Source organism: Hymenobacter cyanobacteriorum (assembly GCF_022631375.1).
Lineage (GTDB): Bacteria > Bacteroidota > Bacteroidia > Cytophagales > Hymenobacteraceae > Hymenobacter > Hymenobacter cyanobacteriorum.
On sequence record NZ_JALBGC010000002.1, the window covers coordinates 1,043,504 to 1,068,653 of the forward strand.

General features: G+C 63.2%; 20 protein-coding genes. 14 read left to right on the plus strand and 6 right to left on the minus strand.

Going from position 1 to position 25,150, the window contains the following annotated elements:
- Window positions 1–13 precede the first annotated feature (13 nt).
- On the minus strand, window positions 14–1,537 hold the full coding sequence (locus MON38_RS09580) for a carboxylesterase/lipase family protein (RefSeq protein ID WP_338423760.1): 1,524 nt from the start codon (window positions 1,535–1,537) through the stop codon (window positions 14–16).
- 209 nt (window positions 1,538–1,746) lie between these two features.
- On the opposite strand from MON38_RS09580, the gene MON38_RS09585 reads away from it, so the two are divergent.
- Together MON38_RS09585 and MON38_RS09590 are read left to right on the plus strand one after the other, a co-directional pair.
- Window positions 1,747–3,681, plus strand: coding sequence for an acyl-CoA synthetase (locus MON38_RS09585; RefSeq protein ID WP_241935934.1), 1,935 nt, complete (start codon window positions 1,747–1,749; stop codon window positions 3,679–3,681).
- Between the two features lie 238 nt (window positions 3,682–3,919).
- Window positions 3,920–6,394, plus strand: coding sequence for an RCC1 domain-containing protein (locus MON38_RS09590; protein ID WP_241935935.1), 2,475 nt, complete (start codon window positions 3,920–3,922; stop codon window positions 6,392–6,394).
- Between the two features lie 25 nt (window positions 6,395–6,419).
- Here MON38_RS09590 and MON38_RS09595 read toward each other — a convergent pair whose 3' ends face one another.
- Both MON38_RS09595 and MON38_RS09600 read right to left on the minus strand, forming a co-directional pair.
- Window positions 6,420–6,884: a hypothetical protein gene (locus tag MON38_RS09595; protein ID WP_241935936.1), complete on the minus strand. Its 465-nt coding sequence runs from the start codon at window positions 6,882–6,884 to the stop codon at window positions 6,420–6,422.
- 66 nt (window positions 6,885–6,950) lie between these two features.
- On the minus strand, window positions 6,951–8,039 hold the full coding sequence (locus tag MON38_RS09600; protein WP_241935937.1) for an adenylate/guanylate cyclase domain-containing protein: 1,089 nt from the start codon (window positions 8,037–8,039) through the stop codon (window positions 6,951–6,953).
- Between the two features lie 215 nt (window positions 8,040–8,254).
- On the opposite strand from MON38_RS09600, the gene MON38_RS09605 reads away from it, so the two are divergent.
- From MON38_RS09605 to MON38_RS09620, 4 genes are all read left to right on the plus strand, one after another.
- A complete protein-coding gene (locus tag MON38_RS09605; protein ID WP_241935938.1) occupies window positions 8,255–9,127 on the plus strand; it encodes an aldo/keto reductase in 873 nt (290 codons plus the stop codon).
- A gap of 171 nt (window positions 9,128–9,298) precedes the next feature.
- Window positions 9,299–9,757, plus strand: coding sequence for a DinB family protein (locus MON38_RS09610; protein WP_241935939.1), 459 nt, complete (start codon window positions 9,299–9,301; stop codon window positions 9,755–9,757).
- Window positions 9,758–9,858: 101 nt separating this feature from the next.
- Entirely contained in the window at window positions 9,859–10,971 is a 1,113-nt protein-coding gene (locus tag MON38_RS09615; protein WP_277881412.1) for an OmpA family protein, read from the plus strand.
- Window positions 10,972–11,033: 62 nt separating this feature from the next.
- Window positions 11,034–11,843, plus strand: coding sequence for a polysaccharide deacetylase family protein (locus MON38_RS09620; protein WP_241935940.1), 810 nt, complete (start codon window positions 11,034–11,036; stop codon window positions 11,841–11,843).
- Between the two features lie 139 nt (window positions 11,844–11,982).
- Here the strand turns inward: MON38_RS09620 and MON38_RS09625 are convergent, their stop codons facing one another.
- Window positions 11,983–13,089 carry a catalase family protein gene (locus tag MON38_RS09625; protein ID WP_241935941.1) on the minus strand — a complete coding sequence of 369 codons (1,107 nt, stop codon included), beginning with the start codon at window positions 13,087–13,089 and terminating at the stop codon, window positions 11,983–11,985.
- Between the two features lie 177 nt (window positions 13,090–13,266).
- Here MON38_RS09625 and MON38_RS09630 point away from each other — a divergent pair, with 177 nt between their 5' ends.
- The 5 genes from MON38_RS09630 to MON38_RS09645 all read left to right on the plus strand — a co-directional run bounded on the left by MON38_RS09630 (window position 13,267) and on the right by MON38_RS09645 (window position 17,956).
- Entirely contained in the window at window positions 13,267–13,830 is a 564-nt protein-coding gene (locus MON38_RS09630; protein ID WP_241935942.1) for a pseudouridine synthase, read from the plus strand.
- 155 nt (window positions 13,831–13,985) lie between these two features.
- On the plus strand, window positions 13,986–14,120 hold the full coding sequence (locus MON38_RS22675) for a hypothetical protein (protein WP_277881413.1): 135 nt from the start codon (window positions 13,986–13,988) through the stop codon (window positions 14,118–14,120).
- Window positions 14,121–14,350: 230 nt separating this feature from the next.
- Window positions 14,351–14,980 (plus strand): BamJ family beta-barrel-assembly machinery protein, encoded by a 630-nt coding sequence (locus MON38_RS09635; RefSeq protein WP_241935943.1) that lies wholly within the window; start codon window positions 14,351–14,353, stop codon window positions 14,978–14,980.
- Between the two features lie 111 nt (window positions 14,981–15,091).
- Complete coding sequence (locus MON38_RS09640; protein ID WP_241935944.1) at window positions 15,092–15,766, plus strand: hypothetical protein; 675 nt, start codon at window positions 15,092–15,094, stop codon at window positions 15,764–15,766.
- Window positions 15,767–15,991: 225 nt separating this feature from the next.
- A complete protein-coding gene (locus MON38_RS09645; RefSeq protein WP_241935945.1) occupies window positions 15,992–17,956 on the plus strand; it encodes a KUP/HAK/KT family potassium transporter in 1,965 nt (654 codons plus the stop codon).
- Window positions 17,957–18,092: 136 nt separating this feature from the next.
- Here MON38_RS09645 and MON38_RS09650 read toward each other — a convergent pair whose 3' ends face one another.
- On the minus strand, window positions 18,093–19,913 hold the full coding sequence (locus tag MON38_RS09650) for a M61 family metallopeptidase (protein ID WP_241935946.1): 1,821 nt from the start codon (window positions 19,911–19,913) through the stop codon (window positions 18,093–18,095).
- A gap of 131 nt (window positions 19,914–20,044) precedes the next feature.
- On the opposite strand from MON38_RS09650, the gene MON38_RS09655 reads away from it, so the two are divergent.
- From MON38_RS09655 to MON38_RS09665, 3 genes are all read left to right on the plus strand, one after another.
- The gene (locus MON38_RS09655; protein ID WP_241935947.1) at window positions 20,045–21,004 is read left to right on the plus strand and encodes a C40 family peptidase; all 960 of its coding nucleotides are present in this window, start codon (window positions 20,045–20,047) and stop codon (window positions 21,002–21,004) included.
- A 604-nt stretch (window positions 21,005–21,608) separates the two neighbouring features.
- Complete coding sequence (locus MON38_RS09660) at window positions 21,609–22,049, plus strand: DUF2147 domain-containing protein (protein WP_241935948.1); 441 nt, start codon at window positions 21,609–21,611, stop codon at window positions 22,047–22,049.
- Between the two features lie 178 nt (window positions 22,050–22,227).
- Window positions 22,228–22,863: a hypothetical protein gene (locus MON38_RS09665; RefSeq protein WP_241935949.1), complete on the plus strand. Its 636-nt coding sequence runs from the start codon at window positions 22,228–22,230 to the stop codon at window positions 22,861–22,863.
- 155 nt (window positions 22,864–23,018) lie between these two features.
- On the opposite strand, the gene MON38_RS09670 is transcribed toward MON38_RS09665, so the two are convergent.
- Complete coding sequence (locus MON38_RS09670) at window positions 23,019–25,064, minus strand: M1 family aminopeptidase (protein ID WP_241935950.1); 2,046 nt, start codon at window positions 25,062–25,064, stop codon at window positions 23,019–23,021.
- Window positions 25,065–25,150 lie beyond the last annotated feature (86 nt).

Sequence of the window (25,150 nt, forward strand, 5' to 3'; positions counted from 1 at the left end):
CGCCAGAGCGCGCCTACCGGCTGCCTTGCCCGCGCAGGAAATCCAGCGCGGCCTGGTCGGGCAGGGTTTTGGCAGCGGGGTGCAGGTCAAATATCATCGTTTGCTTACTGGTGGGCTGGTAGGCGGGCCACGTGGGCAGGCCCGCGCCGTTGGGGTTGCCGGTGCGAACGAAGTTGACCCAATAGGCCGCCATGGTGCGCGCCAGCTGCTGGTCGGCGGGCTCCCAGGGGCGGGCCACGAGGCGGAGGTTATCGAAAACGTAGGGCACTTCGCCGGTGTGGAAGGCGCCGTATTTCACATACTCGCCGGTGGCAGGCACCTTGCGGGCAAAGCGGTACACGTAGGCCGGGCGGTGCAACTGCTGCGTCTGCACGCTGGCCCAGGTGGAATTGGGCACGCCAAACAGCTGGTCGCGCGACAGCTTCCACTGCGAGGCGGCAGCTTCAACCTCGTCGCGGGCCGGGTAGTAACGCAAGAATTCGGCGGCTTGCGTGCCGTAGCGCTTTTCGGCCTGCTGCCGGAAATCGGCGGCCGACTGTGGCGGCGCGAACAGCAGGCCGTCGTCCTCATTCCAACCCGTGAGCAGGGCCACCGGGTTGGAGCGGCCCGTGGCGAACAGCTCGGGCAGGGCACTTGGCAGCACGTAGCCATCGGTGATGGGACCGTGCAGATTGGGGGCTTGCTGCACCAGCGCGGCGGCCGGCAGCTGGCGCAGCTTCGCGAGGGTGGGCGCTTTGAGCGTTTGGGCGTAGTGCAGTCCCTCCTGCTCGGCCGCTGCCAACGTGGGATAGGGCCGCGCAAAGCCGGCACCACTTTCGGCAATGGCTTGGTGAAAAAGGCCGGTGGCCAGCGGCGATGCCACCAGGCAGCTCACGCTCTGGGCGCCGGCCGACTGGCCCGCAATGGTCACCCGAGCGGGGTCGCCCCCGAAAGCGGCGATGTTGGCGCGCACCCAGTGCAGGGCGGCAATCTGGTCCAGCAGGCCGTAGTTGCCAGAGGCTTGGTGGCCGGATTCTTTGGTGAGCTCGGGGTGCGCGAAAAAGCCAAACGGTCCCACCCGATAATTAACACTGACCACCACGATACCGGCGCGGGCCAGGGCTTCGCCATCGTAAATGGGCACGGCGCTGCCGCCGCTCATGAAGCCCCCGCCGTAAATCCAGACCAGCACCGGGCGGCGCTCGGCGGCGGTGTTGGCGGCGCTCCACACGTTCAGGTACAGGCAATCTTCGCTGATGGGGGCTTTCGGAATCAGGAATTCCGTGGTCCACATGCTGAACGGGGCCGGCGCCCCCTGCATGGGGCTGGGCGCATGCTGCACGCAGGTTCGCACGCCGCGCCAGGGCTTCACTGGCTGCGGGGGCTGCCAGCGCAGGCGGCCCACGGGGGGCGCGGCAAAGGGAATGCCCTTGTAGAAATTGACCTTGCCATCCTTGCTTCGGCCCCCGGCTACCCGGCCGCTGCGGGTAGCCACAATGCCGAGGCCGGCCGGCCGGGGCGCGGCAACGAGGCCAATGGCACTTAAAACCAGGAGCAAGCCGAAGCAGAGTCGTAGCCTTTGTAAGGACAGCATGGAGAGCGGATGGAGGAATATCAACGGGCCACGAAGTAAGGATTATTGGTCCAGATTGTAGAACTCCGGGCCGGAAGCCGTGAAATGTTGCGCAGCCCCCGCAGTCCCGGGTCTACTTTTGAAGAAAAATCCATTTTGTCCGGCCACCGCCGGGTCCTCCTTCACTCGCTGCTATGCCGGGCTACCGCAACCTCGACGACATTCTGACCATTGAGCAAACGCCGCTGGCCGCCCAGCCGGTGCCCGCCCACACCCTGGCCCTGCTGGAGCGCGGCCGCGACCGCAACCCGGCGGCGCTGGCCCTGCGCTTCGTGTTCAGCGGCGAGCGGCCCACCGAGTCGGTCGATTTCACCTACACGCAGCTGGTGCAGCGCTGCTACCAGACGGCCAATATGCTGCACGAGCTGGGCGTGGGCCCTACCGACGTGGTGTCGTACCTGCTGCCCAACCTGCCCGAAACGCACTTCACGCTCTGGGGCGGGCAGGCCGCCGGCATCGTGAACCCGCTGAACCCACTGCTGGAGCCGGCCCAGATTGCCGAAATCCTGAACGCGGCCGGCACCAAGGTGCTGGTCACGCTGCGCGCTTTCCCCAAAACCGACATCTGGCAGAAGGTTGCGGCCGTGGCCCCGCTGGTGCCCACGCTGCGCACGGTGGTGACGGTGGACTTGCTCGATTACCTGCCCACGACGCAACGGCTGTTGGTTAGCGCCATGCGACTGGTGCAGCCCAAGCCCAGCCTGCCGGGCGTGCAGGTGGTGGATTTCGCGCAGGCCAGCCGCCGCCAGCGCGGCAACCGGCTGGTGTCGGGCCGGCAGATTTTGCCTACCGACGTGGCCTGCTACTTCCACACCGGCGGCACCACGGGCACGCCCAAAATCGCGCCGCTCACGCACTATAATATTACGAGCACCACGTTTGCGTCTTCGCAATTGCTGGGCGGTGAGGCCGCGCCCGAGCGGCTGGTGTTCTTTTGCGGGCTGCCGCTGTTTCATGTGAATGGCGTGGTGGTGACGGGCAGCGTGCCGTGGCTGCTGGGCCACACGGTGGTGCTGGGCAGCCCGGCGGGCTACCGCGGGCCGGGCATTCTCGATAATTTCTGGCAGTTGGTGGCGCACTACCGCATTTCGCTGTTCAGCGGCGTGCCCACTATTTTCAGCCGCCTGCTCACGCTGCCGGTCGAGGGGCACGATTTGAGCTCGCTGCGCTACGCCATCTGCGGGGCCGCGCCGCTGCCGGTGGAGCTGCTGCGGGCCTTCGAGCAGCGCACCAAGCTGCGGCTGGTAGAGGGCTACGGCTTCACCGAAGGCAGCTGCATCAGCGTGGTGGGGCCGCTGGCGGGCGCGCCCATGCCGGGCAGCATCGGCCTGCGCGTGCCGTATCAGGACGTGCGCACTGTGGTGCTGGACGAGCAAACCGGCGATTTCCAGCGCTTTGCCGAAGCCGAGGAAAGCGGCGTAATCGTGGTGCGGGGCAGCAATATTTTCCACGGCTACCTGCAGCCCGAGCACAACAAAGGAATCTGGGTGGATACCGGCGACGGCCAGGGCCCCTACTACAACACCGGCGACCTGGGCCGGCAGGACGCGCAGGGCGGCTTTTACATCACGGGCCGCAAGAAGGAGCTCATCATCCGGGGCGGCCACAACATCGACCCCAAAGTCATCGAAGATGCCCTGATGGCCCACCCGGCCGTGGCGCTGGCGGCGGCCATCGGCAGCCCCGACGCCCACGCCGGAGAGCTGCCCGTGGCCTACGTGACGCTGCACCCCGGCCAGCAGGCCACCGAAGGCGAGCTGCGCAGCTTCGCCGAAACCAACATTCCGGAGCGCGCCGCCTGGCCCAAGCAAGTGTACACGGCGGCCGAGCTGCCGCTCACGGCCATCGGCAAAATCTTCAAGCCGGCGCTGGCGAAGCAGGAAATCAGCCGGGTGTACCACCGCCAGCTGGCCGTGGTGCCGGAGCTGACGGTGGATTCCATTGAGGTGCGCGACGACAAGCAGCGCGGGCTGGTGGCCGAAATACTGGTGAGCGGCGCGGCTTCGGACGAGGCCATTGCGCAAGCCCTGCTGGGCATGGCCGTGCCGTACGACGTGCGGCGGGCGTAGCGGCCAGGGGCGCAGCACCAGGAACAAGAACAGTCATGCAGAGCGCGGCGAAGCATCTTTACCTCAAGTAATCCTTTTGATTGCGTTGGGCGGTAAAGATGCTTCGCTACGCTCTGCATGACTCGTCAAAATTTAACAAGGCTACTGCTGCACGTATTCAACCAGTTGCCTACACGCTATTCGTAGTGACGGCGGTGGTAAGTTTGCCGGGCTTTTTCCTTTTCACCTCCCTTTCCGCATGGCTTCACTCCTACCCGCTTTTCGTTTCGCGCTGTTGTTTTTATTGATGCCCTTGCTGGCACTGGGCCAGCTGGAGCCGTCGGGGGCCAACCACTCGGCGGTGGTGCGGGCCGATGGCTCGCTCTGGATGTGGGGCCAAAACGAGCAGGGGCAGCTGGGCGATGGCACCAGCACCACCCGGGCCGAGCCGCTGCGCCTGGGCACCGCCACCAACTGGCAAAGCGTGAGCCCGGGCTGGCGGCACACCCTGGCGGTGCGCACCGATGGCTCGCTCTGGGCCTGGGGTGCCAATGCCGACGGCCAGCTCGGCGATGGTACCACCACCGCCCGGCTGGTGCCCACCCGCATTGGCACCGCCAGCAACTGGCAAAGCATCAGCACCTACGAAAGCCATACCGTGGGGGTGCGCACCGATGGTTCGCTCTGGGCCTGGGGCCTCAACGACGACGGCCAGCTCGGCGACGGCACCACCACCGCGCGGCTGGTGCCCACCCGCATCGGAACCGATACGAACTGGCAGAGCGCCTGCGCCGGCAGCCGCTACACGGTGGCCGTGAAAACGGACGGCACGCTCTGGGCCTGGGGCTCAAACAGCAACTACGTGCTGGGCGATGGCACCCTGACCCCGCGCTTAGCGCCCGCCCGCGTCGGGACCGATGCCAATTGGCAAAGCGTCAGCGCTTCCATTTTTAACATGGCCATCCGGCAGGATGGCTCGCTCTGGGCCTGGGGCTCGAACTCCTGGGGCCAGCTCGGCAACGGCTCGGTGACCAACCTGCGGGTGCCCACGCGCATTGGCACCGGCACCAACTGGCGGCAGGCCAGCACCAGCTACGGGTTCACGGTGGCTTTGCAGCAAGACGGCTCGCTCTGGAGCTGGGGCAGCGGCTACCACGGCGAAACGGGCAACGGCTACTTCCACGGCTCTGCCACCCCCACGCGTATTGGAACCGATACCGGCTGGCAGCGGGCGGTTGCCGGGGGCTACCACGCCGTGGCGGTTCGCCCGGATGGGGCCGTGTGGGCCTGGGGCAGCAACGAGCACGGGCCCGTGGGCAGCCCCACGCTGCGCACCCGCTACCGCAGCACCCCGCAGGCCGTGGTGCCGCCCGCCACCTGGCGCAGCGTGAGCGGCAGCCAATGGCACTCGGTGGGCGTGCGGGCCGATGGCACCCTGTGGGGCTGGGGCGAAAACCGCTACTACCAGCTGGGCGACGGCACCACCACCACCCGCCCCGCCCTCACCCGCATCGGCTCCGGGGCCAACTGGCAAAGCGTGAGCAGCAGCGACAACCGCACCATTGGCCTGCGGCAGGACGGTACCCTGTGGGCCTGGGGCGTCGAATACTTCAATACCTACGGGAGCATCGCCACCCGGCAAGTGCCTACCCGCCTGGGCACTGCCACCAACTGGCAAAGCATAAGCCAGGGCCCCAACCACGCGGCCGGCGTGCGGCAGGACGGTACCCTCTGGGCCTGGGGCTACAACGACGAGGGCCAGTTGGGCGACAGCAGCCGGAACACCCGCATCGAGCCCGTGCGGGTGGGCCGGGCCGCCAACTGGCAAACCGTGAGCGTGGGCCACGACCACACGGTGGCCTTGCGGCAGGACGGCACGCTCTGGGCCTGGGGCAACAACGTGGTCGGCCAGCTCGGCGATGGCAACTATTCTGACCGGTTCCAGCCCTTCCAGATTGGCACGGCGAAGTGGCGCAGCGCCTGCGCCGGGGCCGGCGTCACGATGGCCGTGCAGCAGGACGGCACACTCTGGGCCTGGGGCAGCAACGCCGACGGCCAGCTCGGCGACGGCACCACCACGGCCCGCCTGGTTCCTACGCGCATCGGCTCGGCTTCGAATTGGGCCAGTGTCAGTGTCGAGAATACGGGCCTCCACTATTACTCATCCAGCTACACCAACGTGTATGCGGTGGCCATTCAGCAGGATGGCTCGCTCTGGGCCTGGGGCAAAAACGACCTGGGCCAGTTGGGCGTGGGCACTACCGTCCTCTGCCCCGTGCCCACGCGCGCCGGCACGGGCACGGGCTGGCAAACCGTGCAAACGGCCACCGACCACACCCTGGCGCTGCAGCAGGACGGCACCCTCTGGGCCTGGGGCAGCAACACCAGCTACCAAATCGGGTACGCGACAAACCGCCCAATCGAAACGGCCAACCCGCTGCTCATTCTGCCCGGGGCGCTCACCCCCACGCCCACCCGGCCGGCCGTTGCGGCCACAACTGCACTGGTGCTCTGGCCCAACCCGGCTACCGAGGCGGTGCAACTTCGTTTTACGGCTGGCGAAGCGGCTGAAGTGCGCCTGCTTACGCCCCTGGGCCAGGTATTGCGCTCACAAACGGTGCCCGGCGGCAGCCAGGAGCTCGGGCTTAGTACCGCCGGGCTGCCCCGGGGGCTTTATCTGGTACAGCTGTTGCGGCCGTCGGGCGCGGTAAGCCAGCGCCTGATGCTGCGCTAAAACCTAGCGTGGCCTGTGGCCTGTATTACGCCAGCAACCGGGCCTGGTGCGCGATGTTGAGCAGCGCCGGCGCGTTCTGCAGCGTGGCCAGCACCACTTCTTTGGCGGCCTGCTTCAGCTCGTCTTTGCTGATGTCGCGGGTTTCCTCCTGCACCAGCTCGGCCAGGGCCTGAAAGGCGTGCACCAGGGCTTCGTGGCGGGGCCGCTCGGCGTGCAGCTCGGTATAAATTTCGGTGAAGTGCTGCTTGATTTTCTTGCGCCGGATGCGAAAAACCGACTCTTTGCTCACCGAGGGCTGGATGGAATCGAGCAACGCCACCAGCGGCAGCAGCTTCGTGGCCGTGGTGGCCACCGCACCGGTGAGGCTGGGGCGACGCATTCGCTTGCCCGAAGCAGCCGGGCCGCCAGGAATTACGACCGGCTCCCCTATCGGGCCGCGCGGTGCTTCTGCATCGGCAAAGTCATCGAAATACGCGGGGGCGGAATGCATGAGGGGCAGGTTAGCGGATGCGGGGATTTTAGCAAAAATAAATGACCGCGCCAGAACCTGGACGAGCTAGTTGATTTCGGCCGAATACAACGCCACCGTGCCGGCCTTGCCGCGCAGCGGAAATTCGCCCAGGGCCTCAAAGCGGAATTCGGGCGGGTGCGGCAGGGCCTCGTAGAGCGCCGCCGAAAGCAGCAGGCGGCTGTGCAGGGCGTTGCACTGGGCCTCGATGCGGGCGGTGGTGTTCAGCACGTCGCCGTGGAAGACCAGCTCGGTTTTGATGGCGCCCACCTGGGTGGCCATCACCGGGCCGCCGTGCAGGCCGGCTTTGAAGGCGGGCACGGCCCCGTAGGTGCGCAGGTAATAGGCGCGGCGGCGATTGATGGCCTGCTGCATGGCGAAGAAGCAGCGCACGCAGCGGGCCTGCGCAATGCCCGGTTTCCACTCCCAGGTCACCACCACTTCATCGCCCACGTACTGGTAAATCTCGCCCCGGTGGGCCACGATGGGCGCGCCCATGTCGAAGAAAAAGTCGCGGATGAGGTGGCTGTATTGCTCATTGCCCAAGGTCTCGGCCAGCGCGGTGGAGCCTTTCACATCGACAAACAGGAAGATGCGCTGCTCGGCCACCGGGTGGTGGTAGCGGCCCAGAAACAGCCGCAGCAGCGCGGGCCGGCCGATTTTGTTGCTAAGCTGATAGAGCAGCGAGGTGAACAAGCTCAGAATGCCGTAGCCAGTGAGCAGGCGCACAAAGGCCCTGCCCTCGGGCCGCACTGCCAGGGCGCGCCAGCTCCGGAATCCTTCGGCATCGAGCGCGGCCAGCAGGTTATTGTCGGCGGCATTGCCGAAGATGCGGCGGATGAGAAAGAGCAGCAGCCAGAAACCGGCCAGGTAGAACAGCATGCCCAGCCCCAGGCGCGCCAGCAGCCGCACCCGCGCAAACAGCTGCGGGTACACGTACACTTCGAGCGCGGCCACCAGCAGGCCCACCGGCCCGCCCACTTCCAGCGCCAGCCGCGCATCGAGCCCCGAGAGGGTGCCCCGCACCAGCAGCACCAGCAGCAGCGTGCCCAGCATAAAAAACAGCGTGAGCGCCAATACCGAATGCCAGTAGAACCGTTGCAGAGGCCGCCGCCAGGGCGAGGAATTGGAATGCATAGAGCGCGAATTACGCACGCAGGGCGCAAGGCCGCGCATAAAAGAACGTCATGCTGAGCTTGTCGAAGCATCTTTACTACGATACTATTCCTGATGAGTAGGATTACTACTGCAGTAGAGATGCTTCGACAAGCTCAGCATGACAGGCATTTCCAAAGTTCAAACATCCCGGCCTTCCAGGCGTCTTCTCATTATCTAACCCCATATTCTTGCTCATGTCCACCATCACCATCGCCCAACACTCCGCCCATCCCCTCACCGTCAACCGCCTCGGCTACGGCACCATGCGCCTCACCGGCCCCGAAATCTGGGGCGAGCCCGCCGACCGGCCCCAGGCGCTGGCCATCCTGAAAAAAGCCGTGGAGTCCGGCGTAAATTTCCTGGACACGGCCGACTACTACGGCGAGGACGTGACCAACCGCCTCATCGCCGAAGCCCTGCACCCCTACCCGGCCGACCTCGTCATCTGCACCAAAGTGGGCGCCACCCGCCGGCCCGACAAAAGCTGGGTATCCTTCAACCCCCCCGAAAACCTGCGCACCAGCATCGACAACAACCTGCGTACCCTGAAGCGCGAGCAGATACAGCTGGTGCACCTGCGGCTGATGGGCCACGGCGCGGTGCCGCTGGAGGAGCAGCTCGGGGCCATGTTCGAGCTGCAGCGGGAAGGTAAAATCCTGCACGTGGGCCTGAGCAACGTGAACCGCGCCGAGTTGGAAGCCGGCCTGAAGCTGGGCGAAATTGCTACCGTCGAAAACATGTACGGCTACGCCCAGCGCACCTCGCTGAGCGCGCCCTACGGCGAAACCCGGGGCGGCGAAGAGGTGCTGCCGCTGTGCGAGCAGCACGGCATTCCGCTCATCCCCTTCTTCTCGCTGGTGCACGGCCTGCCCAACGCCGGCAACAAGCTGGCCGAAATTGCCCGCAAGCACCACGCCACCGAGGCCCAGCTCAACATTGCCTGGCTGCTGCACAAGTCGCCGTGGATTCTGCCCATTCCCGGCACGTCGTCGCTGGCCCACCTGGAAGAAAACCTCAAGGCGGCCGATATCAAGCTGAGCGCGGAGGACATGGCATACCTGGGGTAGCAGCTGTTTTTGGCTGTATAAAACCGTCATGCTGAGCTTGTCGAAGCATCTCGACCGCCGCAAGTAATCCATTCGATTGGGTTTACTATTGCGGTTGAGATGCTTCGACGAGCTCAGCATGACGGTTTTATGCAGCATTCCGATTTTTTCATTTTCCTTACTTCTCAACCCATGCTACTCGATACCCTGCGCCAGCTTTTTGCCCGCGATTTAAGCCGATTACATCAGGAAATCGAGGCTTACCACGACGAGACCCAAATCTGGCACATTGATAAAGAAATTGCCAATTCGGCCGGCAACCTCTGCCTGCACCTGGTCGGCAACTTGACTACCTACATCAGCTCGACGCTGGGCGGGGTGGCGTATACGCGGGACCGGGACGGGGAATTTTCGTTGAAAGGCGTACCCCGGGCCGAACTGATTCGGCAAATCGAAACCACCCGCGAACAGGTGGAGCAGGCCCTAAGCAGGCTTCCAGCCGACGACTTGGCGGCCGAATACCCCCTGCTGGTATTCGACCGCAAAACCTCAACGGAGTATTTTCTGGTGCATCTGGCCACGCACCTGGCGTACCACCTGGGCCAAATCAACTACCACCGCCGCTTACTCGACGGGCCGGGCGCAGCCTAACGGCTGGGGTATGAGGCCCGGACAAAATCCGGGCAACTCTTGGGTATCGGGGCACGTCTATTGGCCCAGCAAATCCACCAACTGAGCTTATTGATTGCAGCATGAAACGCAGTTTCTGGTGTGGCATCGGGGCCCTGCTACTCGCGGCCCCGGCCTCCGCCCAATCCCTGGCGGGCATCTGGCAGGGTGTTGAGAACGACACCGGCCAGCCGGGCGCCTACTGGCCCACGGTGCTTCGCCTGCAGAAAAGCAAGGGCACCAGCGTTTTCGGCATTCTTTACGAAGAAGTGGGCACCAACCCCGGTATCACCGTCACTTTCCAGATGCAGGGTACCCGCACCGCCGCCGGCCTGCGCCTCGAGCACGGCGAGAAGCTGAACGAAACCGGCTGGACGCCCGGCAACTACTGGTGCGACGGCTCCATCACCTTCACCTACGACCCGGCCCTGGAAAAGCTTACTGGCCACGCCACTTACCGGCCGCAGGGCGACTGCACGGTGGGCACCATCACGCTCTACCGCATCAAGCTGAAATCGGCCGCCACGGTGCCGGCCGGAGTCGAAAGCGCGCTGCGGGTGTCGGGCCGCAACGTGCTCTGGTTTGCCGATGCCGAGCTGAAGCAGCCGCTGGCCGCCGGCAACCTATACCGCGCCAAGCTGAGCAAAACCACTACCTTCTACCTGCAGCAGAGCTATTACCCCACCAAAGAAAGCCCGGTGGTGCCCATCACCATTCAGGTAACGGGCACGCCGCCCAAAGCCCGGCTACCCAAACCCGCACCTAAGCCGCCAGTCGCGCCTACACCGCCAGTCGAGCCCGCACCAGCGCCCGCCGATACAGTTGCGGCAGCGGTTCCGGCTCCCGCACCCATTCTGCCCGCCACGCCGGCCCCGGTGGTACTGCCCACGGTGCTATTCAAGGTGGGCAAGCCCGAACTGCTGCCCAGTTCCAGCCCGGTCCTCAACCAGCTGGCGGCCGAGCTTAAAGCGCGCCCGGAGCTGCGGCTGCGCATTGCCGGCCACGCCGACAAAATCGGTGAGCCCGACAAAAACCAGGCACTTTCGGAGCAGCGGGCCGGGGCCGTGAAAGATTTTCTGGTGAAAGCCGGGGTGGCCGCCGAGCGGTTGAACACCGTCGGCTACGGCGACACGCGCCCGCGCTACCCCTCACCCGACGTGCGCAACCGCCGCGTGGAAGTAGAGGAGCTAAAATAGCGGCTTGCACGAGTTCAGCGCGGGCAGCGGCATCTTTGCGGCCCGGCCTTCTCCCGTCATTCATGCAACTACTCCCGAAACTTACGCTGCTGGCGTTGCTCGCCGGAAACAGCCCGACAATTGCGCAAACTATCAGCTGGAATAACAAGCAGTGCGCGGTGGTGCTGACCTACGACGATGCCATCGACGTAGACCTCGACAACGTGGTGCCCGCCCTGGATTCAGCGAAGTTTCGCGGTACCTTCTATCTCATCGGCTCGTCGCCGGTGGTAACGAAGCGGCTGACCGAATGGCGCGCCGCCGCCCGGCGCGGGCACGAGCTGGGCAACCACGCCCTGTTTCACCCCTGCGATGGCAGCCTGCCCGGCCGCAGCTTCGTGCAGCCCGACCACGACCTGCACACCTACACCGTAGGCCGGGCCGTGGATGAAATCCGCGCCAACAACACCTTGCTTGCGGCCATCGACGGCAAAACCGCCCGCACCTTCGCCTACCCCTGCGGCGACCTGCAAATTGGCGGCGTGAAATTTTACGACCAATTGAAAACCGATTTTGTGGCCGCCCGGGGCGTGTCGCCCGGCCTGCAAACGGCCGTCCAGGTCGACCTAGCCAACATCGACAGCTACATGATAAACGGCGAATCGGGCCAATACCTGATTGACTTAGTTAAAAAAGCGCAAGCCTCGCACACGCTGCTGGTGTTTCTGTTTCACGGCGTGGGCGGCGGGCACGGCCTGAACGTGGCCCTGCCCGCGCACCGCCAGCTGCTGCGCTACCTCAATGCCCACGAAAAGGAAATCTGGGTAGCCCCGATGGTGGAAGTGGCCGAAAAAATCCGAGCGGCACAACAGCGCGGAGCAGTTGGCAAGTAGGCGTTAAACCAGAACGCCATGCTCAGCGCAGCCGCAACAGCTCGCGTGCAGCAGTACATCAATTACTGCATCGGCAGAGTTGCTTCGACTACGCTCAGCATGGCGTTTTTCAAGTTATTCTACTAAACCTCAGGCCGCCTCAGTCCGGCAGTTCGCTGATGTCGCGCGGCTCGCGGCGGGGCTGGGCATTCATGTGGTGCCGGTAGGCCGTCGACGACTCGTAGGCCTTGATGCGCACGCGGTTGATGGAGCCCAGCGGCCGGTGCTCGGGCAGGCAGTGGAAGGGATTGAACGACAGCACATCGTCGGCAAACACGCGGCGGGCCGGGCTGTAGGCGTCCTGCGCCGGAATAACGATGCGGCCCAGCGCCTGGTAGGGGCTCTGGTCCTGCGGCCAGTCGATGGACGCATCCTCGACGGGCATGGTGTTCAGGTCGGTGCAGAGCTGGGCGCGTAGCTCGTACTCGGCGCCCTGGTTCTTGAAGAAGTCAACCACCAGGTCGCGCCACCCGCCCGGCTCGGTGATGTCGACTTTTTGCCCGGCCAGCGCCTGCACGTTGGCCGAGAGCGGTGCCAAGCCCACTTTGGCCACGTAGTCGCCGAAGCGAATGGAACCGAGCGTGGTGTAGGTTTCGCCCAGAATGTTGTTGTTGGGGTGCACCGGGGCTACCAGCGGCAACTCCTTTTTAATGCCCACGGCATCGAGCGCCTGGTTGATGAGCGTGCCGGCTTCGGTGATGATGGCCTGCGCGATTTGCGGGCCGTGCAGAATCACCTTCTCCTGGCGCAGTTGCAAATCGTGGTAGCTTTTCACGTCGCCGGTCGGGATGATGGTATCGTTCACCATCAGAAAATCCTGGGTCAGCTCGTCGGCCTGGTCGGCCAGAAACTTCCGGCCTTCGACGCCAATGATTTTCACCGCGCAGCCCTTCACCGCCGCCTGGGTATCGGGGTCGATAGCGCCCGGGGCCGACGACAGCCGGATAATCACGCCGTACGTTTTGCCCGGCACAAACATGCCCTGGGCCAGGTGGGCGGGCAAGTCGGCCGGAATGTGCAGCTCGCCGCGCAGTATGCCGTGGCTTTTGGCGTGGGCGTCGCGGATGGCGTGGCGGTTCTTCTCGAACATGAAGCGGTTCACGCGCGCCATCGAGGCCACCGTTTCATCGCCCAACTGGTCTTCGTTGGGCTGGATTTGTTCCACGCCATCGGCGTAGCGCACGTAGGAATTTGTAGGGTTTGGCATTTGAAAGAGGAGTTTGCGTGTATGCTCCTTACGCGCCGGGTAGGTAGCAAGGATTCGCCGCGCAAACGCAGCTCCGCCTACTTTTGCCGTATTGCGGGGCGGCTACAGCTGGTTTTTTTGCTAGAAAAACAGCCACTTTAGCGCCTTTAGCGTCGAGGTAATTTTTGTTGGAATTTTATGGACCACCGCCACTTTCTCATTCACAAGCCCTATGGCTACCTCAGCCAGTTTGTGGGCGAGGCCAAAAAGAAAAAGCTGGGCGAGTTCCACGACTTTCCCGAAGGCATTATGGCCATCGGCCGGCTCGACGAGGACAGCGAAGGCTTGCTCCTGCTTACTACCGATGGCCGCACGAGCGAGCTGGTGCGCAGCAAAAAAGTGGAGAAGGAATACTACGCCCAGGTCGACGGCCTGATAACCGACGACGCCATCGCGCAATTACAAACCGGCGTCGAAATTGGCATTCACGATGTGCGCTACCGCACCAGCCCCTGCACCGCCGCCCGCCTCGACCCCGCCCCACCGTTCGCCCCGCGCAGCCGCAAAATCCGCGACGACCGCCACGGCCCTACCTCCTGGGTCAGCATCACCCTCACCGAAGGCAAGTACCGCCAGGTGCGCAAGATGAGGGCCGCCGTGGGCTTCCCCACCCTGCGACTGGTGCGCGTGCGGGTGGCCGGCATCTGGCTGGGCGACCTGCCCGTGGGCGGCGTGCGCGAGGTAGCCGATTTTGGGCTGTAGTGTGGGCTTTTAGCTCGCGCACGCGTTTGCACACTTCTGGCTATCAACTCATCAGGCATTGTTATCAAAGCATTATTTATGCTGCATGCATAACATTACCCGCTTTATGTCGTATATTTGCACCAGATTTAACACCGACTATTTCTCCATTTGATATGAAAAAGGCCACCGCTTTCTCGTTTTCCTCGCTGCTGCTGGCTGGCGGCGTAGCCTACCTGGCTGCCAAACTGGCCGACCTCGACCTGACGTTCTTCTTCCATGGCGACGACGACCACCACCACTACTGCTAACCGCTATTCTATCGTTAGTTTGCTCTATTCGCATTATTTAGTAAAAAAGCCCGGCCCATTAGCCGGGCTTTTTTGTTGAAGCGTCGGCCAATGCGGCGGAGCCGGCCGGTTCGGCGCGGCTTTTGGAACCTTGCCCCCGCAACGGCGTAACCCGTGGCAACCCTTTTTCACCGCGGCGAGCGGCGGCCCGCTGCCGCCCCGCCGCTTCACCAATCCCCCTTCCCGGTTTTATGAACCTCGATTCCCACCAGGCTCAGGTGAGCTACATCATCGGCCGCGACCTGGCCCGCAACTTCGCCCAGCAGGGCCTCGACCTCGATGTGGACACCCTGGCCGGCGCGCTGAAGGAAGGCCTCCAGGGCCTCCCCAGCCGCCTCACCCAGGAGCAGATGCAGGCCGCCATGCAACAACTGCAGGAGCAGATGGGCGGCGCCGATGAAGACGACACCCAAGACCCCGAAACCATGAAAAACAACAAAGCCGAAGGCGAAGCCTTCCTCGCCGAAAACGCCAAAAAGGCCGGCGTCACCACCCTGCCCAGCGGCCTGCAGTACGAGGTTATCACCCAAGGCACCGGCCCCAAGCCCACGCTGCGCTCGTCGGTAACCACGCACTACCACGGCACCCTGATTAACGGCACCGTGTTCGACAGCAGCTACCAGCGCGGCCAGCCCGCCACCTTCCCCGTGAACGGCGTGATTGCCGGCTGGACTGAGGCCCTGCAGCTCATGCCCGAAGGCTCGAAATACCGCCTCTACATTCCCTCCGACTTGGCCTACGGCAAGCGGGGCGCGGGCCGCGACATTCCCGGCGATACCGCGTTGATTTTCGACGTGGAGCTGCTGAAAGTAAACAACTGAGCGAGCGTAGCGGCGGGCCGTGCCCGGCAGGGACACTCTCCCGCCGCTACCCGCACGGCGGCCCCTACCTGGAGCCGCCCCACCAGCACCATTCCGGCTGTTTCCAAGACCATGAATCCCTTCGAAGCCCAGCCCACTGCTGACCAGCCCAACGTGGCCCCGGAACAACTTTCCGGGGCCTCTTTGCTGCCTGCGCCCCCCGAATCGCCCCCGGCCACCGGTCCTACGTATGCGCCAGCCACCGAGCTGGTGCCCGAGCTGCCGCCGCTGCCCGAGGTGAAATCCGACGACGGCCGCGTGCTCATTACCGATACCAGCGTGACGGTGCAGGGCCGCGAGTTTCTGCTGCGCGAGCTGGAGCGGGCCGACGTGGCCCACGTGCGCTGGATACTGTGGTTTTTGCTGGGTGGCCTGGGGCTGGCTTTTGTGATGATTGTGTACTTGCAGAACGGGCTGCGCACCGGCCCGGCCATGCTGGGTATGGCTCTTACCGGCCTGCTGCTAGCCTACGGGCACCGCGGCACCAACCGCCTGCGCCTACACCGGCTGGGCCGCGAGGTGGTCAACTTCGCCCTGCCCGGCGAAACGCCGCCCTGGCAGCGCCTCACTGCCGAGCTGAACCGCCGCATTTTCCGGGTGCACGACCACGCTGCCCGGCAAGCCGCCGCCGAGCTGGCCGCCGCTGATGAGGCCATGCGCTTGGCCGCTCAGCAAGCTGCCGAAGCGGCCGCCGCTGGTGATTCATCCGGCTTCACTGGCCCGGCAGTGTTTGAGGGTCGTGAATAATTCGTTTGTCATCCTGAGCGCAGCGAGGGACCTTATCACGCCAGAACACTTCGTCCGAACGTGATAAGGTCCTTCGCTGCGCTCAGGATGACAAACGTTTTCATCAATTGTGTCCAATACCCAGCCGCCTCCGTAAGGCTGCGGGCCGGGCCGCATCTGCTACCTTCGCGCCCCGTAAACCAATTATAGCCCTCGCCTCTCCCGATACCTGACCTTTACCTTCCTATGAGTTCCGATACGAAACACTCGCACACCGCCATATCCGGGGCGGGGCTGCTGATTGCCCTGGGCATTATCTACGGCGACATCGGCACCTCGCCGCTCTACGTGATGTCGTCCATCCTCAAAAGCGGCACCGTGCCCGATTTGATTGACGCGCATCTGGTACTGGGCGGCATCTCCTGCGTTATCTGGACGCTGACGCTGCAAACCACCGTGAAGTATGTGCTGCTCACGCTGAACGCGGACAACAACGGCGAAGGCGGCATTTTCTCGCTCTACGCCCTGGTGCGGCGGCGCGGGGCCTGGCTCTCGGCCGTGGCCATCATCGGCGGCTCGGCTCTGCTGGCCGATGGCGTGATTACGCCGCCCATCTCGGTATCATCAGCGGTCGAAGGGCTCAAGAACGTGTTTCCGACGCTCACGCAGGATATTGTCGTTTACATCGTCATTGGCATCATCGCGGGGCTTTTCCTGCTCCAAAGCTTTGGGACTCAGATTGTAGGCAAGGCTTTCGGGCCGATTATGTTTCTGTGGTTCACGATGCTTGGCGTGCTGGGCACGAGCTGGATTATCCAGAACCCGGTCATTCTGAAGGCCATCAACCCCTACTACGCCTACGATTTACTGGTGCACTACCCCGGCGGCTTCTGGCTATTGGGCTCGGTGTTCCTCTGCACCACCGGGGCCGAGGCATTGTACTCCGACCTGGGCCACTGCGGCAAGGGCAACATCCGCATCAGCTGGACTTTCGTGAAAACCACGCTGCTGCTCAACTACCTGGGCCAGGGCGCCTGGCTGCTGGCCCACCAAGGCCAGATGCTGAACGGCAAAAACCCGTTCTATGCCCTCATGCCGCAGTGGTTTCTGCTTATCGGCATCAGCATTGCCACCATCGCGGCCATCATTGCTTCGCAGGCCCTCATCACAGGTTCGTTCACGCTGGTAGCCGAGGCTATTCGCCTGAATATGTGGCCGAAAGTAAAACTCAACTACCCTACCGACGTGAAGGGCCAGCTCTTCGTGCCGAGCATGAACCGGCTGCTGCTGCTGGGCTGCATCGGGGTGGTGCTCTACTTCCGCGAGTCGACCAACATGGAAGCGGCCTACGGCCTGGCCATCACGCTTACCATGCTGATGACCACCATTTTGCTCACCGTCTGGCTGAAGGCCAAGAAGGTGGCGCTGCCGCTCATCATCCTGTTCGCGGTTGTGTATGGCATTATCGAGGGCTCGTTCCTGATTGCCAACATGATTAAGTTTCCGCACGGCGGCTGGGTGTCGCTGGCCATCGGCGGCACGCTCATGGGCGTGATGTACGTGTGGCTGAAGGCCTACTACATCAAGCGCCGCCTCACGGAATTCGTGAAGCTGGAGCCCTACGTCGACGCCCTCAAACAGCTGAGCGACGACGATACCATCCCGAAATACTCGACCCACCTGGTGTTCCTCACTTCGGCCGAGCGCAGCTCCGAGATTGAGCAGAAAATCATCTACTCCATCTTCCAGAAGCGCCCCAAGCGGGCCGATATCTACTGGTTCATCCACGTCGATACCACCGACGAGCCGTATACGATGGAGTATAAGGTGAGCGAAGTGGCCAAGGACGATGTGTTCCGCATCAATTTCCGCCTCGGTTTCCGGGTGCAGCAGCGCATCAACCTCTACTTCCGCAAGGTGATTGAGGACCTCGTGCGCAACAAGGAAGTGGACATCACCTCGCGCTACGAGTCGCTGAACAAGCAGCACGTCACCGGCGATTTCCGCTTTGTGGTGCTGGAGAAATTCCTCTCCGTCGAGAACGACTTCCCGACCCAGGAGAAGCTCGTGATGCAGGCCTACTTCTACATCCGCCAGTTTATCGCCTCCGAAGACCAGTACTTCGGCCTCGATACTTCCTCCGTGAAAGTAGAGAAAGTGCCGCTGGTGATTGCGCCCGTGCGCGAAGTGGCGCTGAAGCGGATTAAGTAAGGACCGCAGATTCTAACGAATTTGACGGATTCCGCAGATTACGGTGGCCGTTGATACAACAAAAAAGCCCGTGCAAGCTGCACGGGCTTTTTTGTTGCAAGAATAATCCCACGGTTCGCGGCGCAAAGGCTCCGCCCTACTTGCCCAGCCACTTGGCCAGCACGGCCTGCTGGGCGGGCGTGGGGCTGGCTACCGGCTGAACGGTGAATTTACGGTCCGTATCGGCCAGCATCTTCAGCTTCACGTCGCGCAGGAGGCCGTCGCGGCGCACCTGCAGGGTTACTTCGCTGCCCACGGGGCCGCCGGCCAGGGCCTTTACGGTTTCCTCGCTGGGCGCGGCGCCGTTGATGAGCACCACTTCGTCAGTGGCGCTGAGGCCGGTGGTCCAGGCGGCGCCGTCGCGTTTCACGGCGGTTACCAGCAGCTTGCCGGTGCGGTTCGAGAACGAGGCGCCCAGTGTGCCCTGCGTGGCGGGCACACTCGTAATCGTGAGGCCGGCGTAGCCCAGCGCCGTAGCAAAATCGATGGGCTGGGTGCCGTACACGCTGTTCTGGAAGAAGCTGTCGAAGCGGCGGCCGGCCACGGTGGCCACGGCATCCTGGTACTCCTTATCGGTAAAGCCACGCTTGGCTTTCAGGTAATACGTGTCGTAGAGCAGGCGCATCACGTCGTCGAGGTGCTTCTTGCCCTGGGTAGCCTGGGCAATGTTTAAATCGAGCCAGGTTCCGATGAGGTCGCCCTTCGAGTAGTAGCTGATTTGGGTGTTGTTGGCGTTTTCGTTGGGTCGGTAATACTTAATCCAGGCGTCGAAGCTCGACTCGGCAGCCGATTGGATACGGTTGCCGGGCGTGTTCTCCACCTCCGTGATGGCGTTGCCGAGACGGCCCAGGTACTCGGCCTGCGTGAGCACGCCGGCCCGCGCCAGAATCTGCTTCGAGTAGTATTCGGTCATGCCCTCGCTCACCCACAGCATGTGCGTGTAGTTCTCCTGGTCGTAGTTGAACGGCCCCAGCGCCACCGGCCGGATGCGCTTCACGTTCCAGAGGTGGAAGTACTCGTGCGCCACCAGCCCGAGGAAGGATTTCATGCCCGCATCGGTGCTGTAAGCGGTGCGGCCCACCTCCAGCGTGGTCGAATACAGGTGCTCGAGGCCGCCGCCGCCGCGCTCCAGATTGTGCACGATGAATACGTAATGGTCGAGTGGGTTCTGGCCCACCACGCGGTGCGCTTCTTCCACTACGCGCTTCATGTCGGCCACAATTTTGGCATCGTCGGCGGTGTACTGGCCGTACATGGCCACCTGGTGCGGCGTGCCGTTGGCCGTGAATTCCAGCACTTTTTGGTTGCCGATTTCCATCGGCGAGTCGGCCAGTTCGTCGTAGCTCGCGGCTTTGTAGGTGAACTTGCCGGTGCCCGGGCGCAGGGCCGTGCTCACTTGGCTCCAGCCGGCGGCGGGCTGCACCACCACAGTGCTGGGCAGCATCTTGTTATCAGCGGGGTACATGAACACGCTACTGCCGTTGAGGTAGCCGTGGTCGGCGTCGATAAACGAGGTACGCACGCTCAACTCAAACGCATACACGCGGTAGCTCACCCGGAAGCTGCCCTGCTTGGGGTGCTTCACGCGCCAGGTGTTCTTGTTGATTTTCTCCACCTCCAGCGGCTGGCCGGCAGCGGTGCGGGCCTCAAAGCCCTCCACGTTTTTAGAGAACTCGCGCACCAGGTACGAGCCCGGGGCCCACACCGGCATTTTCAGGTCGGTGTAGTCGGCCCCGAAGCCGCCCAACTCCAGTTGAACTTCAAAGTAGTGCGATTGCGGCAGCGGCATGCTCAGCGTGTAGCGCAGCGAGGGTACGGCGGCCGCAGGGCCCGGGGCGGCCGTGGCCGTACCCAATTGACAAGTCAGCAGCCCGGCCAGGGCGAAAGCGCGGAGCGCGGCAGTGGAATTTCTAGGCATTCGGAATTAGTTGAGGGACTAGCAAGGGCGCAAAGTAAGGCCGCCGGGTTGCCTCCAACCTAGCAGCGCCCGGCTCCGTTAGGGCCTAGCGTGGCGCTTACCCGGCCACTTCTACGTTTTTTTTCAGCAGCATGCGGTATATCTGGATGATTTTTGGCGTCCTGCTCGTGGCGATGCTGGCCATGTTGCCGCGTCTGGGCAACCGCAAGCCCGGCCCGATGCCCGAAAAAGCCCCCGTTCAGCAAGTGGCGTACTCCCCCGCCGCCCTTGCTCCTTCGGCCCCCGCCAACCTGGCCCGGGCCGACAGCATCGTGGCCTTCGGGCTGGCCCAGCGCGGCACGCCCTACGTGTGGGCCGGCACCTCGCCGCTCACGGGCTTCGACTGCTCGGGGTTCATCATGTACACGTTCGCGCATTTCGGGGTGCCCATTCCGCATTCCACGGCTCTGCTCGTCGACGTGGGCCGACCCGTGGCCCGCGCCGAAGCCCAGCCCGGCGACATCGTCGTGTTCACCGGCACCGCCCAAACCAGTACCACCCCGGGCCACGCCGGCATTGTCATCTCGCGCCGGGGCGAGTTGCCCCTGCGCTTCGTGCACGCCTCCTCGTCGCGCCGCGAGCCTTTCGTGAAAGTGAGCCAGGTGGAAGATTCTGACTACGAACGCCGCTTCATGCAGGTGCGGCGCGTGCTGGGGCCGGGCACTGGCGTAGTGGCCACGGCCAGGGCGAAAGCGCCAACTGTCGCTACAGTTACCGCTGCCGCACGAGTTGCCTCGCCCGTGCCGGCGATGCCGGCGCGCACAGTGGCTGTGGAAGAAACAGCTGCGCCAGTCACGGCGCTGCCCAAGGTGCTGCCGAAGCTCCCGGTGAGCCGCCGCGTTGCTGCTCGCAAGCCGGCAGCAAAAACTGCTACAACGCGCAAAGCCTCCACCAAGCCCGTTGCGAAAGCAAAGACAGTGGCAAAAACCGGTGCAAAAGCAGCTAAGACGCGGAAAGCTACTGCACGGCCAACTGCCAAGGTTTCGACACAAGCGAAATCGACTCCGGCGAAAACGGCTACTAAGAAGAAAAAGCCCGCTACCTCCCGTTAGCCGAAACGCCCGAACGCAGCGATGCCCGGCCTGCCTTTGCCGTCCCACTAAAGGGCGGCTGGGCAAACCGGGCATCTAATCCTTCAAATCTTACCAAGCGGCGAAACTGGGGTACAGTTCCGGCGTCTTTCAGATAAGACCTGGCCGAATGTGGGCAGCCTTAGGAGCTACCCCACGAAGCTGTTGTTAGGCGCGTACTGCGGTGAAGCGTACGACATTCGACAGGCTTGGCAGGATTTGGTTGGGACTACTAGACATTTTGTACCTCCTTTCTTTACGTTCGACATAACACTTGCTCGCGCGGCCCAGCACCTTAGGACTGCTTGAGCAAGGCCGTAGCACTCACTACTGAGCGGTAAAGTTAATAGCGGGGGCTAAGGTTCAAAGTTTCCAAGCGTTTTTTTGGTCGATTGGGCTGCCAATGGCCTTTTACAGTTGATTATCAGGTTGATTTTTTTTCGCCCGGAGGTTAAATCCAGGTTAAAAATAGGCCTGGCCCAAAACTGGCCGTAAACTTGCAAACCCTGCACTAGCCACGCACCGGCGGCTGTCGGGAATTTTCCCTTACCTTTTCCTCACCAACCCACTCAACCTTCATCTCGAAATGAAAAAAACCCTGCTCCTCCTTGTTCTCCTTGTGTTGGGTGCCGCCCGCATGGCCTCCGCTCAATCCATGTCGCCACTGGGTGTGTGGACCAATGCGGAGAAGAAGGCAACGTTTGAAATCTACAAGTGCGGCGACAAGCTGTGCGGTAAAATCGTGAGCCTGACCGTGCCCAACGACCCCAAAACCGGCAAGCCTAAAACCGATTCGGAAAACCCCGACCCCAAGCTGCGCAGCCGCCCCCGCCTGGGCCTGGTGTTCATGCAGGGCTTCAAGTACGACAGCGATAACAAGTGGGACGATGGCAAAATCTACGACCCGGAAAGCGGCAAAACCTACTCCTGCTACATGAAGATGGAAAGCCAGAACACGATGGAAGTGAAAGGCTACATCGGCTTCTCGCTCATCGGCAAGTCGCAGACCTGGACGCGGGTGAAATAAGCCCCGCGCCGCAACCGTTACAAGCCAAGCCGGCTCCCCACTGCGGGAGCCGGCTTTTTTTGTGGCTCGATTTCAGCTTTCTGCCCGCTTTGGTAGCGGTTTGGCGGGCCCTTTGGCCGCCCGGCCGCGTAAACTATTTGCCCGGGCCGGTGTTTCGACACCACTACGATTTGCAGCCTTGTTCCATTTCATCCAGAAATTATTCCAATCGAAAGCGGCCGTCCCGGCGGCCTGGCACGCCGTGACGCTCACGCCGGCACAGGCCCGCCGCCACGCCCGCTGGGTTGGGCAGCACGTGTTTCTGAACTGGCTGGAGCCCTACTTCAAGGCCTACCACCTGCACAAAGGCGGGGCGGGCGGCCGGCGCGGCTTTCAGGTGCAGCCCCTTCGCGAAAACGGCCGCGAGGGCGTGCTGTTGTTTTACGATGCCAGCATCGGGCCCGGCAATTTCCGGCATTTCTACGAGCACCTGGGCGAGCGGCTGGTGGGCCTGGGCTACCACCGCGCCTGTGCCGACCAATGCACCCAGCGCAAAGACCACCTGGCCGAAACCACGCTCAAGCAGCTATTCAAGCCCAACCCCACCGACTGCCCCGATACCGGCGACTGCAACCAGCGCTTCGGCCTGGTCACCATCGACCTGGTGGCCGTGAACGGGGAGCCGTTGTTTATTCGCGTGGCCAGCAACGCGGTGCGCCAGCCGGGCTTCACGCCCGCGGCCTCGTTTGAGGAGCTGCTGCGCGATTTGCTGGCCGCCCCGCCGCCCACGCCGGAAACTGCGGCGCTGATTCCGGAATATTATCAGCGGTTTTAAAGACTGAATCGGCAGCTGTAACCAATAAAGCTGTCATCCTGAGCGCAGCGAAGGACCTTATCACGAGCGAACAACTTGTTCTGCTTTGATAAGGTCCTTCGCTGCGCTCAGGATGACAGCTGTTTAGTTTAGGTAAGCCCATTTTCTCTAAAACGTCACTCCCGAACAAACTGACCGCGGCCCAACATTTCGCCGGTTGGTCCGAGCAGGCGCAGGTAGTACAGGCCCGGGGCCAGGGCGCGCGTGTCAAGCTGGGGTTGGGAAGCGCGCAACTCCTGTTTTAGCACCACGCGGCCAGTGGCATCCACTACTTCGCCGCGCACGGTGGGCGCGGGCAGAGCGGCGAGGTTCAACACGTCGTGGCACGGAATGGGAAACAGGGACAGCGGCGCCAGGTTGCCGGCGGTGTGCGTGGCCAGCGCCAGGGAATTGTCGCGCACCGGCGCGGGCGCAGGCAGGTCGAGCACCCACTGGTCGGGGTCGACGGCAATGCTGGCCACGGTGCCGGTAGCGGCAAACTGGAAGGTTTGCACCGGCTGGCCCTGGTGCAGGCGCACGGTTTGGGTGGTGCCGTTGCTGAAGGTGAGGCGGTAATCCACGTCAGTATCGAAAAACGGAGTAGCGCTGGGCACCGAGGCCGTTTCCGTAACGCGCAGCACCACGGTGCTGCCCACTTGGTTCCAGCGGCCATTAAAAGTGGGGTAGCCCTGCCCCCGAAACCACTGCTGGAAAAAGTAGCCCAGCGGCCGGCCGGCTTCGGCTTCGAACACGCGCTGCAGGTCGGCGGTGCGGGCGGTGCGGCCACGGTACTGGCTCTGGTAGGTGCGCAGGGCGCGGAAGAATTTGGTATCGTCGTTCAGCAGGTAGCGCAGCATGTGCACCACGGCCGCGCCTTTTTTGTAGGTGAGGTAGTAGTCGAAAATGCGCCCGACATTGGTGGTATCGGGCACGTAAATGGTGCCATCATTTCGCTGGGCATATTCGTGGGCATTATCCATCCAGCCGCGGGCATCGGCGGGCGCGAAGGCCTGCAGCGACAGGTACTCGCCGTATGAGGCAAAGCCTTCGTTCAGCCAGATGTCTTCCCAGCTGGCGCAGGTCACGTTGTCGCCAAACCACTGATGGAACAGCTCGTGGGCCGTGAGCGTGAACGTGAAGCCGTCCTGCGTGGTCATGGTCTGGTGCTCCATGCCGCCGCCGAGCGGGGCCATGCTGTGGCCATACTTCTCATCGGCAAACGGGTAGAGGCCCACCAGATTGGAGTAGTTTTCGATGAAGCCGGCGGTGCGGTTAATTTCGCTTTGGTAGAAGCTAAGCGTACTCTGGTCGTACACGTAATCGACGATGGGCACCACGGGTCCGCCCACCGGGTGGGCGTAACTCACGGTTTCGAGATACGGGGCCACGGCCACCGAAATCAGGTAGTAATCAATCGGGTGCCGCGATTTCCACTCGTAGCGCACCTTATTGGCGGGCAGCGCCACAGTGCGCACCAACACCCCGTTCGAGCCCACCTTGTTGGGCAGCGTGGTCGTCACCCACACGTCACTGGAATCGGCTTTGTCGGTGAGCACTTGCTTGCACGGGAACCACTCGTGGGCCGCAAACGGCTCCGACAGGCTCCAGGTAACGTTATAGGGCTTGTCGGCCCCGTTCACCCGCACTTTGCTGCGGTTGTTGAAGCCGTTGCCGATGGCTGCCGTACCGGCTGCCGGGGCCGAGCCGTGGTAGTAGATGCGGGCATCGGCGAGCGAGCCGGCGGCGGCAGGCTGGGCCAGCGCCGCCGTAGCATCGTTGCCCACGCGCCGAATGCCCGGCGAGCGTCGCCCGTTCACCACCACCGAGTCGATGAGTAGCGTGGCCGCCCCCGAGGCACCCTGATACAGCTCAAACGCCAGCGAGTCGAGCGCCAGCGTCCCCACCCGCACGCGCATCCACACCGAGCCGGCAATGTTGAGCGAGGTATTTTCCAGGGCTAGGTCGAGCTTGTAGTACTTCACATCGTAGCGCTCCATTTTGGCGCGGTGCGCCACCGAAGCCGTGGCCACCCGCTGCGGAGTGCTCATGCGGGCCGCGGCGCAGGTTTGGCCCCCCGCAAGGTCTGCGGGCTTGAGCGTGGGGATGCCGGATTGGGCAGCCAGGCGGCCCGGGCCGGCAAGCAGCAGCAAAACCAGTAGCAACGCGCAGGAACGTATTTTCATGGAAAACAAAGGCAAATGCACAGCGAAAAAAAGGCAGGAAATCAGCCAGCCCGGGCAAAAATAACGGGCCGCACCGCCGCCCGGCC